The organism is Streptomyces sp. UNOB3_S3, assembly GCF_020740895.1.
Taxonomy (GTDB): Bacteria; Actinomycetota; Actinomycetes; order Streptomycetales; family Streptomycetaceae; genus Streptomyces.
Genome location: NZ_JAILXP010000183.1, coordinates 1 through 13,868, shown reverse-complemented (window position 1 = coordinate 13,868; position 13,868 = coordinate 1). Strand labels below are relative to the sequence as shown.

At 71.3% G+C, this 13,868-nt stretch carries 13 protein-coding genes and 1 pseudogene; 11 read left to right on the top strand and 3 right to left on the bottom strand.

The genetic code is table 11. The features are described from left to right. The 6 genes from K6I33_RS20260 to K6I33_RS20235 form a co-directional block, all read left to right on the top strand. On the top strand, nt 1-974 hold a 974-nt coding region (locus K6I33_RS20260; protein WP_229354639.1), incomplete at its 5' end, for a cytochrome P450. 54 nt (nt 975-1,028) lie between these two features. After that, on the top strand, nt 1,029-2,222 hold the full coding sequence (locus K6I33_RS20255; RefSeq protein ID WP_229354638.1) for a cytochrome P450: 1,194 nt from the start codon (nt 1,029-1,031) through the stop codon (nt 2,220-2,222). Nucleotides 2,223-2,289: 67 nt separating this feature from the next. Then, entirely contained in the window at nt 2,290-3,516 is a 1,227-nt protein-coding gene (locus K6I33_RS20250) for a P450-derived glycosyltransferase activator (protein ID WP_229354636.1), read from the top strand. Nucleotides 3,517-3,559: 43 nt separating this feature from the next. Next, a complete protein-coding gene (locus tag K6I33_RS20245; protein WP_229354627.1) occupies nt 3,560-4,951 on the top strand; it encodes an activator-dependent family glycosyltransferase in 1,392 nt (463 codons plus the stop codon). Then, entirely contained in the window at nt 4,948-6,405 is a 1,458-nt protein-coding gene (gene desII / locus K6I33_RS20240) for a dTDP-4-amino-4,6-dideoxy-D-glucose ammonia-lyase (protein ID WP_229354625.1), read from the top strand. The genes K6I33_RS20245 and desII overlap by 4 nt, the downstream gene beginning before the upstream one ends. Before the next feature lie 11 nt (nt 6,406-6,416). Beyond that, the gene (locus K6I33_RS20235; RefSeq protein WP_229354645.1) at nt 6,417-7,298 is read left to right on the top strand and encodes an aldo/keto reductase; all 882 of its coding nucleotides are present in this window, start codon (nt 6,417-6,419) and stop codon (nt 7,296-7,298) included. Nucleotides 7,299-7,357: 59 nt separating this feature from the next. Here K6I33_RS20235 and K6I33_RS20230 read toward each other — a convergent pair whose 3' ends face one another. Further along, nucleotides 7,358-8,572, bottom strand: coding sequence for a dTDP-4-dehydro-6-deoxyglucose aminotransferase (locus K6I33_RS20230; protein WP_229354616.1), 1,215 nt, complete (start codon nt 8,570-8,572; stop codon nt 7,358-7,360). Between the two features lie 146 nt (nt 8,573-8,718). Further along, nucleotides 8,719-9,534, bottom strand: coding sequence for a TylF/MycF family methyltransferase (locus tag K6I33_RS20225; RefSeq protein WP_275126737.1), 816 nt, complete (start codon nt 9,532-9,534; stop codon nt 8,719-8,721). Between the two features lie 171 nt (nt 9,535-9,705). Here K6I33_RS20225 and K6I33_RS20220 point away from each other — a divergent pair, with 171 nt between their 5' ends. The 5 genes from K6I33_RS20220 (at nt 9,706) to K6I33_RS20200 (ending at nt 13,541) form a co-directional block, all read left to right on the top strand. Then, on the top strand, nt 9,706-10,533 hold the full coding sequence (locus K6I33_RS20220; RefSeq protein WP_229354613.1) for a HipA family kinase: 828 nt from the start codon (nt 9,706-9,708) through the stop codon (nt 10,531-10,533). Continuing rightward, a complete protein-coding gene (locus tag K6I33_RS20215) occupies nt 10,491-10,940 on the top strand; it encodes a DUF3037 domain-containing protein (RefSeq protein WP_229354611.1) in 450 nt (149 codons plus the stop codon). Before K6I33_RS20220 ends, K6I33_RS20215 begins: the two co-directional genes overlap by 43 nt. Before the next feature lie 181 nt (nt 10,941-11,121). Next, nucleotides 11,122-11,883, top strand: coding sequence for a 3-oxoacyl-ACP reductase FabG (gene fabG / locus K6I33_RS20210; RefSeq protein WP_229354608.1), 762 nt, complete (start codon nt 11,122-11,124; stop codon nt 11,881-11,883). 98 nt (nt 11,884-11,981) lie between these two features. Further along, entirely contained in the window at nt 11,982-12,752 is a 771-nt protein-coding gene (locus K6I33_RS20205) for an SDR family oxidoreductase (RefSeq protein ID WP_229354605.1), read from the top strand. 102 nt (nt 12,753-12,854) lie between these two features. Next, complete coding sequence (locus K6I33_RS20200; protein ID WP_229354603.1) at nt 12,855-13,541, top strand: uracil-DNA glycosylase; 687 nt, start codon at nt 12,855-12,857, stop codon at nt 13,539-13,541. A 60-nt stretch (nt 13,542-13,601) separates the two neighbouring features. Here the strand turns inward: K6I33_RS20200 and K6I33_RS20195 are convergent. Then, nucleotides 13,602-13,868, bottom strand: a pseudogene (locus tag K6I33_RS20195) (hypothetical protein); the annotation flags it as partial.

Here is a 13,868-nt window from a genome sequence, read left to right as displayed (position 1 = left end):
CCACCGAGCACCCCCTGCCCGCCGGCGCCCTCATCGGCATGGACCCGCCCGGCCACACCCGGCTGCGCCGTCTCGCCGGCAAGGCGTTCACCGCCCGCCGGGTCGAGGAGATGCGCCCCCGGGTCCAGGAGTTCACCCACCGGCTGATCGACGAGATGACCGCCGGCGAGCCCCGCGCGGAGATCATGGAGGACCTCGCCCTGCCGCTCTCCATCTCCGTCATCTGCCAGCTGCTCGGCGTCCCCTACGAGGACCGGGACCACTTCCAGGGCTTCTCCGAAGCCATGCTCTCCTCCTCCCTCACCCCCGCCGAGGTGCAGAAGACGGTCGAGGAGTTCAGCGCCTACATGGCCGCGCTGGTCGCCGAGCGGCGCGCCGCCCCCCGCGACGACCTCCTGAGCAGCATGGTCCAGGCCCACGACGAGGGCGACCGGCTCACCGAGGACGAGCTGCTGATGCTGGGCACCGGCCTGCTGCTCAGCGGCTACGAGACCACCGCGACCCAGATCGGCAACTTCGTCTACCTCCTCCTCAAGGACCGCGAGCTGTACGCGTCCCTGGTCGCCGACCCGGAACTGGTGCCCAGCGCCGTCGAGGAGCTGCTCCGCTTCACCCCCCTGAGCGTCATGGACGGTTTCGCCCGGATCGCTCTGGAGGACGTCGAGATCAACGGGACGCTCATCCGGGCCGGCGAGGGCGTCGTCACGTCCATCGCCTCCGCCAATCAGGACTCGGCGGCCATGCCCGGCGCCGACACCATCGACCTGGCCCGGAGCAACAACCCGCACCTCGGTTTCGGCCATGGCATCCACTACTGCATGGGCGCCCCGCTGGCCCGCCTGGAAATGCAGGTCGCGCTGGGCACCCTGGCCCAGCGGCTCCCGGAGCTGCGGCTGGCCGTGCCGGCCGCCGAGGTCCGCTGGCGGGCCGGCCTCCAGCTGCGCACCCCCGAGGCGGTCCCGGTCACCTGGTGACACCGCTCGTGCCAGGGCGAAAGAGAACCCGACCGACTCGATTTGGGGTCCGAAATGAGTAGCACGAAACCCGCACCCGCCCCCTACCCCTTCAACAGTTCGGAAGGGCTGGACCTGGACGAGGCGTACGAGCGGGCGCAGAAGGCCGAGGGACTCCAGCGGGTCCGCATGCAGTACGGCGAGCCGGCCTGGCTCGTCAGCCGCTACGACGACGCGCGATTCGTGCTCGGCGACCGGCGGTTCAGCCACGCCGCGGTGGCGGAGAACGACGCGCCGCGCATGCGGGAACTGCAGACCCCCAGCGGCATCCTCGGCATGGACCCGCCCGACCACACCAGGCTGCGCGGGCTGGTGACCAAAGCGTTCACCCCGCGCCGCGTGGAGGCCAGGCGGCCGCATGTCAGGGAGCTGACCGAGTCCCTGCTCCAGGACATGATGGCGGCCGGCTCGCCCGTCGACCTCGTGGAGCACTACGCCGTCCCGATCCCCGTGGCCGTCATCTGCGGCCTGCTGGGCGTGCCCAACGAGGACCGTGCGTTCTTCCGCGGCTGGTGCGACATAGCGATGTCCACCAGCACGCTCACCCCCGAGGACCATGTGCGGCTGGCGGGTGAGCTGACGGGCTATCTGTCGGATCTGATCGAGGACCGTCGCGCCGCTCCGCAGGACGATCTCGTATCGGCACTCATCGAGGCCCGCGATGTCAACGGCCGGCTCTCGCACGAGGAGCTGGTCAACCTGATCGTCTTCCTTCTGTTCGCCGGCCACGAGACCACGGCCAGTCAGATCTCCAGCTTCGTCCTGGTCCTGCTCGAGCATCCGGACCAGCTGGCTCTCCTCCGCTCCCGCCCGGACCTGCTGGAGAACGCCGTGGAGGAGCTGACGCGATTCATCCCGCTGGGCATCGGAGCGGCCTTCCCGCGCTATGCCACCGAGGACATCGAGGTGGGCGGAACGCTGGTGCGGGCGGGCGAGCCGGTTCTGATCCAGTCCAATGCGGCCAGCAGGGACGCCCTGCGTTTCTCCTCACCCGGCGTGCTCGACATCACCCGCGAGGACGCCCGCCACCACCTCGGTTACGGACACGGTCCGCACCACTGCCTCGGCGCGTCCCTCGCGCGACTGGAACTCCAGGAGGCGCTGCGGACCCTGCTCGACGGACTGCCCGGGCTGCACATCGCCAAGGACATCGAGTGGAAGTCGGAAACGGTGGTGAGGGGGCCGCGCAGGATGTTCGTGGCCTGGTGACATCCCGGGACGGCGACGGCCGTCCACAGCCGGTTCTCCGTACACCGCGACACCTCGAAGGGTTCCCATGACAACGCAGTGGTCCACGCCGTCCGCACTCGGCCGCAGGCTCCAACGGGTCCGTGTGGGCCACTGGTTCGCGGGCAACCAGGGAGATCCGTACGCGCTGATCCTGCGCGCCCTGCGGGACGACCCCTCTCCCTACGAGGAGGAGGTCCGCGCGCGCGGACCGGTGTTCCACAGCGAGGTGCCGGACACCTGGGTGATCGCGGACGGCGCCCTCGCCCGGTCCGTCCTGACCGACGCCCGCTTCGGAGCGCCGACCCGCGCCGGCGGACGGCACCGCACGGGACTCTTCCCGCCGGCGGGAGCCGAACTCGCCCCGGACCGCGCGCGGGACGAGCACAGCGGCGTGCCCGCCGGTGCCGGTCCGGCGGTGTCCGCGCAGGACGAGGCGGCCGTGGAGGCCCTCGCCGAGCAGGCCGCGCGCACCCTCCTCGGCGGGCTCGGCGCCGGCTTCGACCTGGTCACGGACTTCGCGCGACGCCTGCCGGCGCGGGTGCTGGCGGAATTCCTGGGGGTGCCCGAGGCCGACCACGACCGGTTCGAGGAACTGCTGACCGGCTGTGCCCGCAGCCTCGACAGCCGGCTGTGCCCGCAGACCCTCGACATCACACGCGCCGGCCTGGCGGCGGCGGCCGGGCTTCAGGAACTGCTCGAGCGCCACCTCGGCGACGGCGGAGAACGGTCCGCTCGCGCGGCTCTCACTCTGGCGGTCGGCGTGGCCGAACCCTCCAGCGTGCTCATCTGCAACGCGTTCGAGACGCTGGGCAGCGCTCACGGACAGTGGGACGCCCTGTGCCGGAACCCGGAGAGCGCCGCCGCCGTCGTGGAGGAGACCTGGTGGCGGCGGCCGCCCGTGCGGGTGGAGAGCAGGATCGCGCGGGAGGACGTCGAACTGGCCGGGGTGCCGGTCCCCGCGGACGGACATGTGGCGATCCTGGTCGCCGCCGCCCAGCGCGACCCGGCGATCGCCCCGGCCCGAGCGGAGGACGGCACCGTCGGCGCCCCCCTGGGTCTCCTCGGCGACGCGCACGCCACCTCCGCCGCCCGGACGGCCGGCGCCATCTCCCGCGCCGCGCTGCGGGTGCTCGCGCGCGAGGCACCGGACCTGCGGCCGAGCGGGGCGGCGGTGCGCCTGAGGCGGGCACCGGTCACGCTCGGCCACGCCCGCTTCCCCGTCGCCCGGACGGGGACGGGCTCCGGGGCGCCCACCGACCCCGCCGCGGCATGAGCACCTGCGACGAACGCCGATCGCCGAACGAGGAAACGAGCCGATGCGTGTCCTGATCACGTCCATTGCCCACAACACGCACTACTACCACCTGGTACCGCTGGCCTGGGCCCTGAAATCCGCGGGCCACGAGGTGCGCGTGGCCAGTCAGCCCCGCATCACCGACATCATCACCGGGTCCGGACTGACGGCCGTGCCGGTCGGCGACGACAGCGACCTGCTGGAGCTGCTCACCGATATCGGCGGGGACATCGCCCCGTACCAGGAGGGACTGGACTTCGCCGAGGACCGGCCCGAGGCGCTGACCTGGGAGCATCTGCTCGGCCAGCAGACCGTCCTGACCTCGCTGTGCTTCGCGCCGCTCAACGGCGAGTCCACGATGGACGACATCGTCGCGCTGGCCCGCTCCTGGCAGCCGGACCTGGTGATCTGGGAGACCTTCACCTACGCGGGAGCGGTCGCGGCCCATGCCGTGGGCGCGGCGCACGCCCGCCTCCTGTGGGGCCCCGATGTCATCGGCCAGGCCCGGGAACGGTTCGTGGACGCCAATGCGCGACAGGCTCCCGAGCACCGGGAGGACCCGATGGCCGAGTGGCTCGGCTGGACCCTGGAGCGGCTGGGCCTCCCGGCCGCCGGAGACGGGCTGGAGGAGCTGCTGAACGGCCAGTGGGTCATCGACCCGGGTGCGGAGAGCCTGCGGCTCGACCTTCGCGGGCCGACCCTTCCCATGCGCTTCGTCCCCTACAACGGCCCCGCCGTCGTACCCGGGTGGCTGTCCGGGGAGCCCTCGGAGTCGTCGCAGTCCTCGCAGTTCTCGCAGTCCTCGCGGTCCGGGGAGCGGAAGCGGCCGCAGATCTGCCTCACCCAGGGGGTGTCACGACGCGAGACGCACGGGAAGGACATCGTCCGCTTCCAGGACCTGCTCACGGCCCTGGGCGACCTCGACGTCGAGATCGTCGCCACGCTCGACAGCACCCAGCGAGAGAACCTGACGGACGTTCCCGGCAATGTGCGGATCGTCGACTTCGTCTCGATGGACGTGCTGCTGCCGACCTGTGCCGCGATCATCCACCACGGCGGCGCCGGAACGTCGGCGACAGCCCTCCTGCACGGCGTTCCGCAGATCGTCATCGGCGCGCACTGGGACGCGCCGCTCATGGCCCGGCAGCTCGACGACTTCGGCGCCGGGATCTCCATCCGGCCCGAGGACCTGGACGCGGCCACTCTGCGCGCGGCGGTTCAGCGCGTGCTCACCGACCCCTCCCTCCAGCAGGGCGCGGACCGGCTGCGGGCCGAGATCCGGTCCGCCCCCACCCCGGCGGAGCTCGTCCCCACGCTGGAACGGCTCGCCCGGAGCCACCGGCGGTCCCGCTCGGAGAGCCCGAGCGATACACACACGACGGGCGCGCTGATGACGATTGGACATGAAGGATGACATCCACAGCCCCCGCCCCGGCCGGTCCGGTCGCGACCTGCGCCCGCCCCGGTGCCGACCTCGCGGCAGCGGCCGACGCGGTGCGTCACCACCTGACCGCCAACGGCCACGCGGGAGTCGACGAGGCCGAGACGGTCGCCCACCAGCTGGTACGGCTGGCCGAGCACTACGGGAACCGCCCCTTCACCCCCCTTGAGGACGCACGCCGGTCGCTGGACGTCGACCGGGCCTCCTTCAGCCGTCTCCTCGACCTCTTCGGCCGCGTCCCGGAGCTGCGTCACGCCGTGGAGAACGGGCCGGCCGGCAAGTACTGGCAGAACACCGTGCTGCCCCTGGAGCAGCGGGGAGTCTTCGACTCGGCCCTGGCGCACAAGCCGGCCTTCCCCTACAGCGTGGGCCTCTACCCGGGGCCGACCTGCATGTTCCGTTGCCACTTCTGCGTCCGTGTGACCGGCGCCCGCTACAATCCGTCGGCGCTGGACTCCGGTAACGCGATGTTCGCGTCCATCATCGACGAGATACCGGCCGGCAACCCCTACGCCATGTACTTCTCCGGTGGCCTGGAGCCCCTGACCAACCCGGGGCTGGGCGTCCTCAGCAGCCGTGCGGCCGCCCGGGGCCTGCGGCCGACCGTGTACACGAACTCGTTCGCGCTCACGGAGCGGACGCTGGCCAGGCAACCCGGTCTGTGGGACCTCCACGCCGTGCGCACGTCGCTGTACGGGCTCAACGACGAGGAGTACGAGGAGACCACGGGCAAGCGCGCCTCCTTCGGAAGGGTCCGCGCCAATCTGCTCCGCTTCCAGCAGCTGCGTTCCGAGCGGGAGGCGCCGATACGGCTTGGATTCAGCTACATCGTGCTGCCCGGGCGCGTCCACCGCCTGCTCGACCTCGTCGACTTCATCGCCGAACTCGACGAGGCGGCGCCGGACCGGCCGGTGGACTTCCTGAACGTACGCGAGGACTACAGCGGCCGGGAGAACGGCAGGCTGACCGAGGCCGAACGCGACGAGCTCCAGGAAGGGCTGCTCGCCTTCGAGGAGCGGGTGAGCCGGCGGACCCCCACGCTGAACATCGACTACGGCTACGCGCTGCACAGCCTGAAGACCGGTGCGGACGCCGAACTGCTGAGGATCAGGCCCGAGACGATGCGCCCGTCCGTGCATCCCCAGGTATCGGTCCAGGTCGACCTGCTGGGCGATGTGTATCTGTACCGGGAGGCCGGGTTCCCGGATCTCGACGGAGCGGACCGCTACATCGCGGGCCGGGTGGGGCCGGGCACCTCCCTGGCGGAGGTCGTCGAGCGGTTCGTGGAGGACCGTCGCCGGATAGCGCCGCACGGCGGTGACGAGTACTTCATGGACGGGTTCGACCAGGTGGTCACGGCACGGCTCAACCAGCTCGAGGCGGATGTCGCTGCGGGCTGGGGTGACGTACGCGGATTCCTGCGGTGAGCGAGGAACGCATGGCGCGGCGCGACAGGACCACCTTCTCCGGGACCACTTTCTCCAGGACCACCTTCTCCGTGGGTGGCGACCTTTCGGTTCACCGGATGGGGTTCGGCGCCCTGCGGCTGACCGGCCCGGGGTACTGGGGCCCGCCGGAGGACCGTGAAACGGCGATCGAAACGGCCCGGCTGGCCGTGGATCTCGGCGTGTCCTTCATCGACACCGCCGATTCCTACGGGCTGGGGAGCAGCGAGGAAGTGCTGGCCGAAGCGCTGCGCCCCTACCCCGACGACCTGCTGATCGCGACGAAGGCCGGCCAGTGCCGGCCCCGCCCCGATCAGTGGGTGCCGTTGGGGCGGCCCGAATACCTTCGCCAGCAGGCCGAATTGAGCCTGCGCCGGCTGGGGCTCGACCGCATCGACCTCTTCCAGCTGCACCGGATCGATCCGAAGGTGCCGGCGGCGGAGCAGTTCGGCGCGCTCAAGGAGTTGCAGGACGAGGGGAAGATCCGGCACATCGGGCTGTCCAAGGTCACCGTCGAGGAGCTGGAGGAGGCCCGTGAGCAGATCACCGTGGCCAGTGTCCAGAACCTGTACAACCTGACCGACCGGCACAACGACGAGATGGTCGACTACTGCGAGAAGCACGCGATCGCGTTCGTCGCGTGGCTGCCGATCGCCCGCGGTGAACTCGCCGCCGAGGGCAGTCCGGTGACCGCCGTCGCCGCAGAACTGGGCGCGACCCCCGGTCAGGTGGCGCTGGCGTGGCTGCTGCACCGCTCCCCGGTGGTGATCCCGATTCCCGGCACCGGCTCGCCCGCGCACCTCAAGGAGAACGTCGCGGCGTCGGACCTCGTGTTCTCCGACGACCAGCTGGCCCGGCTCGACGCGCTCGGATGACCGCGAGCCCCGGGGAGTGCCTCGGCACTTCCCGGGGCTCGCGGTGGTGAGCCGCCGGTTCAGGAGGCGGGCACCGCGGATTCCACCCGCTCGCCGGCCCTGCGGGTCACCTCGTGCCCCCGCTCCACGGTGAGTCGTACGATGTCGCAGATCCGGCGGATGTCCTCGCGGGAGACGGTGGGCCCGGTGGGCAGGGCGAGCACCTTCCGCGCGAGCCGCTCGGTGTGCGGCAGGGCGACCGGCCGCTCCGAGCGGTAGGGCTCCATCTCGTGGCATCCGGGGGAGAAGTACCGCTGGCACACCACGTTCTCCGACTTGAGCACGTCGCCCAGCAGGTCACGGTGGACACCGGTCACCGCGGCGTCGACTTCCACGATCAGGTAGTGGTAGTTGTTGCGCTCGTCGGGGTCGAAGTCGACGATCTTCAGCCCGGCGAGACCGGCGAGCTCCGACTGGTAGCCGTCGTAGTTGGCCTTGTTCCGGCGAACCGTTTCCTCGAAGGCGTCGAGGGAGGTCAGGCCCATCGCGGCGGCGGCTTCGGTCATCTTCCCGTTGATGCCCGCCTCCGTGGACACGCGGCCCTGCGCGAATCCGAAGTTGTGCAGCGCGCGGATCCGCGTGGCCAGTTCCTCGTCATCGGTCACCACCGCGCCGCCCTCGAAGGCGTTGACCACCTTGGTGGCGTGGAAGCTGAACACCTCGGCGTGCCCGAACCCGCCGATCGGCCGCCCTTCCGACGTGCAGCCGAGTCCGTGCGCGGCGTCGTAGAACAGCTTCAGGCCGTGGTCGGCCGCGACCTTCGCGAGCTCGTCGACCGCGCACGGACGACCCCACAGATGGACCGGGACGATCGCGCTGGTGCGGGGGGTGATCGCCGCTTCGACCAGTGCGGGATCCATGCAGCCGGTGACCGGGTCGATGTCGCAGAAGACCGGCGTCAGGCCCAGCCAGCGGAACGCGTGGGCGGTCGCCGGGAAGGTCAGCGACGGCATGATGACCTCGCCGGACAGATCCGCGGCGCGAGCGAGGAGTTGGAGGGCGATGGTCGCGTTGCAGGTCGACACGCAATAACGCACCCCGGCCAGCTCCGCCACTCGCTGCTCGAACTCTCGCGCCAGCGGTCCGCCGTTGGTCAGCCACTGATGGTCCAGCGCCCAGTTCACGCGATCGAAGAACCGGGCTCGGTCACCGACGTTGGGCCGCCCCACATAAAGCGGTTGCAGGAATGCCGAAGAACCGCCGAATATGGCGAGATCGCCGATATCGCGTTTCATATTCATATCTCCTCCGGGTGTGCGGAAATGCGCACACCCGGTATTCATTTCGCAATGTGACTGAAGCGCCGCATCGAATTCGACCGCAGCGACGGGGGCCCGGGCGGATCAGGCCGGCCCGGGCCGGGCCACGTTCGGTGCGTGGGTCAGTGCGTGCGGCGCCAGTAGACGCCGGTCACGTCCACGGTCTCGATCGGCTCGTCGATGCCGTGCCGGTCACGGTAGTCGTGGACGGCCTGCTTGCAGGCCGGGATCACGTAGTCGTCGACGATCGCGAACCCGCCGACGGAGAGCTTGGGGTACAGGTTGACCAGCGCGTCCATGGTGGACTCGTACAGGTCGCCGTCCATCCGCAGGATCGCGAGCTGGTCGATCGGCGCCGTCGGCAGGGTGTCGGCGAACATGCCGGGCAGGAACTTGACCTGGTCGTCGAGCAGGCCGTAGCGGGTGAAGTTCTCCCGCACCTGCTCCTCGGAGCAGCTCAGCACCCAGTTCAGGTTGTGGAACTCCATGCCCTGGTCGAGCGGGTGGCTGTCCTCGGATGTCACCGGGACGCCGGCGAACGAGTCGGCGAGCCACACGTTCCGGTCTTTCACGCCGTGCGCCTCGAGCAGTGCGCGCATCAGGATGCAGGCGCCACCGCGCCATACGCCGGTCTCGATGAAGTCACCGGGGACGCCGTCCCGGAGCACCTGCTCCGCGCACTCCTGGATGTTGTCCAGGCGGCGCGTTCCGATCATCGTGTGCGCGACCGACGGCACGTCAAGGCCGCCTGCCCGGTGGTCCACGTCGAACGTGCCACGCTCTTTCGCGGGGTCTTCCGCGCCCGGACGCATGCTGTCCGCTTGATCCTTGTCCAGGACGTTCATCCCGACCGGAAAGGTCGGGCGATCCTCATAAATAGTGTTCGCCAGAACCCGCTTCATGAGGTCGGTGTAGAGGTCAAGGGCCTGTGCAGTCAAAGCATCCCCCGCTTGAGAATCAAGCCAAAAAATTTATCCTCGGCGCACCCTAACAGCAACTAGATGGGGGCAGCAAGGGGATTTTGGCTCGATAGCGCCGGTAACTCGGTCGGGCGCGACGGGCCCCGAGGCCGTCGGCCGCCTGCCGGGACGGCCTTATAGCCTGGGGAAATGCTTACAGAAGTCATCGCGACTCGCTATGTCACGCCCTTGCGTGAGGGCGGCTCGCTCCCCGGCATCGTCGAGGCCGACGATCTCGGGACGTACGTCATGAAGTTCACCGGCGCCGGCCAGGGCCGCAAGACGCTGGTCGCGGAGGTCATCTGCGGGCAGCTGGGCCGCCGTCTCGGCCTGCGCGTCCCGGAGCTGGCCCGCATCCGGCTGGACCCGGTGATCGGCCGCGCCGAGCCGGACCAGGAGGTCCAGGCGCTGCTCAAGGCCAGCGGCGGGCTCAACCTCGGCATGGACTTCCTGCCCGGGGCGCTCGGCTTCGACCCGCTCGCCTTCGAGACCGACGCCGCCGAGGCCGGCCGGGTGATCTGGTTCGACGCGCTCATCAACAACGTCGACCGCTCCTGGCGCAACCCCAACCTGCTGGTGTGGCACGGCCGCCTCTGGCTGATCGACCACGGCGCCACCATGATCTGGCACCACAACTGGCCCGGCGCCGCGACCGCCGCCGGCAAGCCGTACGACGCCTCGGACCACGTCCTCGCCACCTTCTCCCCGGACATCGCCGGAGCGGCGGCCGAGCTGGCACCCCGGGTCACCGAGGAACTGCTGGCCGAGGTGGCCGCCGACGTCCCCGACGAGTGGCTCGCCGACGAGCCGGGCTTCGACAGCCCGGACGCCCTGCGCCGGGCGTACGTCGAGGTGCTCCTCGAGCGGGCGGCGACCATCGGCGAGAGGATCGGCATCGGCGAACGCACCGCGGACAAACCGTCGCAGGCGCCGGAATGGGTACGTATCAGGCTGGACGGAAAGGGCGCCGCGAAGTGACGGGCCACAAGAACGGTCGCGACGGCGCGAAGCGCGACGTCTTCGAGTACGCGCTGCTGCGCGTCGTGCCGCGCGTCGAGCGCGGGGAGCAGATCAACGCCGGGGTGGTCGTCTACTGCCAGGCGCAGTCGTATGTGACCGCGCGCGTCCATCTGGACGAGAACCGGCTGCTGGCCCTCGACCCGACGGCGGACGTGGCCGGCGTCCGGGCCGCGCTGCACGCCGTCGAGAGGGTCTGCGCCGGGGGCGACCGGGCCGGGCAGGCGGCCTGCGACGACGCCGGCCGGCGGTTCCGCTGGCTGATCGCGCCGCGCAGCACGGTGGTGCAGCCGGGGCCGGTGCACACCGGGCTGACGGTCGACGCGGAGCGCGAGTCGGAGCGCCTGCTCGATCTGCTGGTGCGTTAGCGCCGGTGCGTTAGCGCCGGTGCGATGGCACCGGTGCGGTGGCCCTGGTGCGTTGACAGCGCGTGGCGGGACTTCTAGCGTCTGATCGACCGAGCTACTGAGCGGTTGCTCACCCTGTCGCCGCTCCCCTGGCCGGAGCGCGCCGCCGGGGCGAGCCGCCTTCGAGGTGAGGAGAATCCGCATGTCCACCACCGAGCAGCGCGTGGCCCTCGTCACGGGCGCGGCCCGCGGCATCGGCGCCGCCACCGCGGTGCGCCTGGCCGCCGAGGGCCGCGCGGTCGCCGTCCTCGACCTCGACGAGGCGGCCTGCGCGGGCACCGTGGAGAAGATCACGGCGGCGGGCGGCAGGGCGCTCGCCGTGGGCTGCGACGTCTCCGACGCCGCCCAGGTGGACGCCGCGGTGGCCCGTGTCGCCGCCGAGCTGGGCGCGCCGGTCGTCCTGGTCAACAACGCGGGCGTGCTCCGGGACAACCTGCTGTTCAAGATGAGCGAGAACGACTGGGACACCGTCATGAACGTGCATCTGCGGGGCGCGTTCCTGATGTCGCGCGCCTGCCAGAAGCACATGGTGGACGCGGGCTTCGGCCGGATCGTCAACCTCTCCAGCAGCTCGGCCCTCGGCAACCGCGGCCAGGCCAACTACGCGGCCGCCAAGGCCGGCCTCCAGGGCTTCACCAAGACCCTGGCCAAGGAGCTCGGCAAGTTCGGCATCACCGCCAACGCCGTCGCCCCCGGCTTCATCGCCACCGACATGACGGCGGCCACGGCCGCCCGCGTCGGCATGAGCTTCGAGGACCTCCAGGCCGCCGCGGCCACCCAGATCCCCGTGCAGCGCGTCGGCGAGCCCGAGGACATCGCCAACGCGATCGCCTTCTTCACCGGGGACCGGGCCGGCTTCGTCTCCGGCCAGGTGCTGTACGTGGCCGGTGGCCCGCTCGACTGACCCGGCCCGATCCGGCCCGGCCAGACCCGGCCCGGCCAGACCCGCCCCGGCCCGTGGCCATCGGCCGCCCGAGGAGAGAACCGAGGAGAACGGACAGCATGCCCTCCACGCCCGCCCAGGAAAGCGAACCCTCCGGCAAGGTCGCCCTCGTCACAGGTGCCAGCCGCGGCATCGGCCACGGCATCGCCCGGGCCCTGGTGGCCCGTGGCGACCGCGTCGTCATCACCGGCCGCAACGAGGACGCCCTCAAGCAGGCCGTCGAGTCCCTCGGCCCCGACCGGGCCCTCGGCGTCCCGGGCAAGGCCCACGACGAGGCCCACCAGGCCCTCGCCGTCGAGCGCGCCATGGAGACCTTCGGCCGCGTGGACTACCTCGTCAACAACGCGGGCACCAACCCCGTCTTCGGCCCCATCGCCGACCTCGACCTGGCCGTGGCCCGCAAGGTCTTCGAGACCAACGTCGTCTCCGCGCTCGGCTTCGCCCAGCGGACCTGGCACGCCTGGCAGAAGGACAACGGCGGCGCCATCGTCAACATCGCCTCCGTCGCCGGGGTCGCGGCCTCGCCCTTCGTCGGCGCGTACGGCATGAGCAAGGCCGCCATGGTCAACCTCACCCTGCAACTCGCCCACGAATTCGCCCCGGGCGTCCGCGTCAACGCGATCGCCCCGGCGGTCGTGAAGACCAAGTTCGCCGCGGCCCTCTACGAGGGGCGCGAGGAGGAGGCCGTGGCCTCCTACCCCCTCGGCCGGCTGGGCGTCCCGGAGGACATCGGCGGTGCAGCCGCCTTCCTGCTGTCGGACGCCGCGGGCTGGATCACGGGCCAGACGCTCGTCGTGGACGGGGGCCTCTTCCTCAACGCGGGGGTCTGAGGGACCCGGCGGGCCCCGCGCCCGGGACTCCGGGGCGGGCGTTGTCAGTGGTCGGCGGTAAGTTCTCCGGCGAGAACGGAACGAACCCCGGAGGTTGTCGACGTGACCGTCACCGACGTGCTGCCCGAGTCCTGGCACGGTGTCCTCGGCGAGGAGCTGGAGAAGCCCTACTTCAAGGAGCTGACCGAGTTCGTGGAGGAGGAGCGGGCGAAGGCCCCGGTGTACCCGCCGCGCGGGGAGGTCTTCGCCGCCCTGGAGGCCACCCCGTACGAGCGGGTGAAGGTCCTCGTCCTCGGCCAGGACCCGTACCACGGCCCGGGCCAGGGCCACGGCCTGTCCTTCTCGGTGCGGCCGGGCGTCAAGACCCCGCCGTCGCTGCGCAACATCTACAAGGAGATGCGCGAGGAGCTCGGCTACGACGTCCCGGACAACGGCTACCTCCTGCCGTGGGCCGAGCAGGGCGTCCTGCTGCTCAACGCCGTGCTGACCGTCCGGGGCGGCGAGCCCAACTCTCACAAGGGCAAGGGCTGGGAGAAGTTCACCGACGCGGTCATCCGCGCCGTCGCCGCCCGCCCCGACCCGGCCGTCTTCGTGCTCTGGGGCAACTACGCGCAGAAGAAGCTGCCCCTGATCGACGAGGAGCGCCACGTCGTCGTCAAGGGCGCCCACCCCTCGCCGCTGTCGGCGAAGAAGTTCTTCGGCAGCCGCCCCTTCAGCCAGATCAACGAGGCGGTGGCGGCCCAGGGCCACGAGCCGATCGACTGGCGGATCCCGGACCTCGCGGTCTGACGGCCCGGCGGCCTGGCAGCCCGACGGCCTGACGCGGAGGGGGCGCGGCGGGGGCGGGGCTCAGCGCCCGTACACCTGGTGGCAGATCCGCGACGCGTCGCCGCCCTTCTCCCACTTCCCGTAGGAGTCGCCGAGGGCGCACAGGCCCTTGCCCTGCTGCCCCCGTGACGCGGGGGCCGGCGCGGGCGCCGGGGCCGCGTGGCGCTCCTCCGGTTCGGGCGCGGGCCGGGGGGCCGGGCGCTCGGGCTCGGGCGGCGCCGGGGCGGGCTGCTCCTGCCGCTCGGCGCGCCGCTCCGGGGAGGGGGCCCGCCAGGTGCCGCCCGGATC

Excerpts from the sequence above, each read along its gene's own strand:
- K6I33_RS20255 (WP_229354638.1), top strand. The coding sequence starts at position 1,029 with ATGAGTAGCACGAAACCCGCACCCGCCCCCTACCCCTTCAACAGTTCG.
- K6I33_RS20250 (WP_229354636.1), top strand. The coding sequence starts at position 2,290 with ATGACAACGCAGTGGTCCACGCCGTCCGCACTCGGCCGCAGGCTCCAA.
- K6I33_RS20245 (WP_229354627.1), top strand. The coding sequence starts at position 3,560 with ATGCGTGTCCTGATCACGTCCATTGCCCACAACACGCACTACTACCAC.
- desII (WP_229354625.1), top strand. The coding sequence starts at position 4,948 with ATGACATCCACAGCCCCCGCCCCGGCCGGTCCGGTCGCGACCTGCGCC.
- K6I33_RS20235 (WP_229354645.1), top strand. The coding sequence starts at position 6,417 with ATGGCGCGGCGCGACAGGACCACCTTCTCCGGGACCACTTTCTCCAGG.
- K6I33_RS20230 (WP_229354616.1), bottom strand. The coding sequence starts at position 8,572 with ATGAAACGCGATATCGGCGATCTCGCCATATTCGGCGGTTCTTCGGCA.
- K6I33_RS20220 (WP_229354613.1), top strand. The coding sequence starts at position 9,706 with ATGCTTACAGAAGTCATCGCGACTCGCTATGTCACGCCCTTGCGTGAG.
- K6I33_RS20215 (WP_229354611.1), top strand. The coding sequence starts at position 10,491 with ATGGGTACGTATCAGGCTGGACGGAAAGGGCGCCGCGAAGTGACGGGC.
- fabG (WP_229354608.1), top strand. The coding sequence starts at position 11,122 with ATGTCCACCACCGAGCAGCGCGTGGCCCTCGTCACGGGCGCGGCCCGC.
- K6I33_RS20205 (WP_229354605.1), top strand. The coding sequence starts at position 11,982 with ATGCCCTCCACGCCCGCCCAGGAAAGCGAACCCTCCGGCAAGGTCGCC.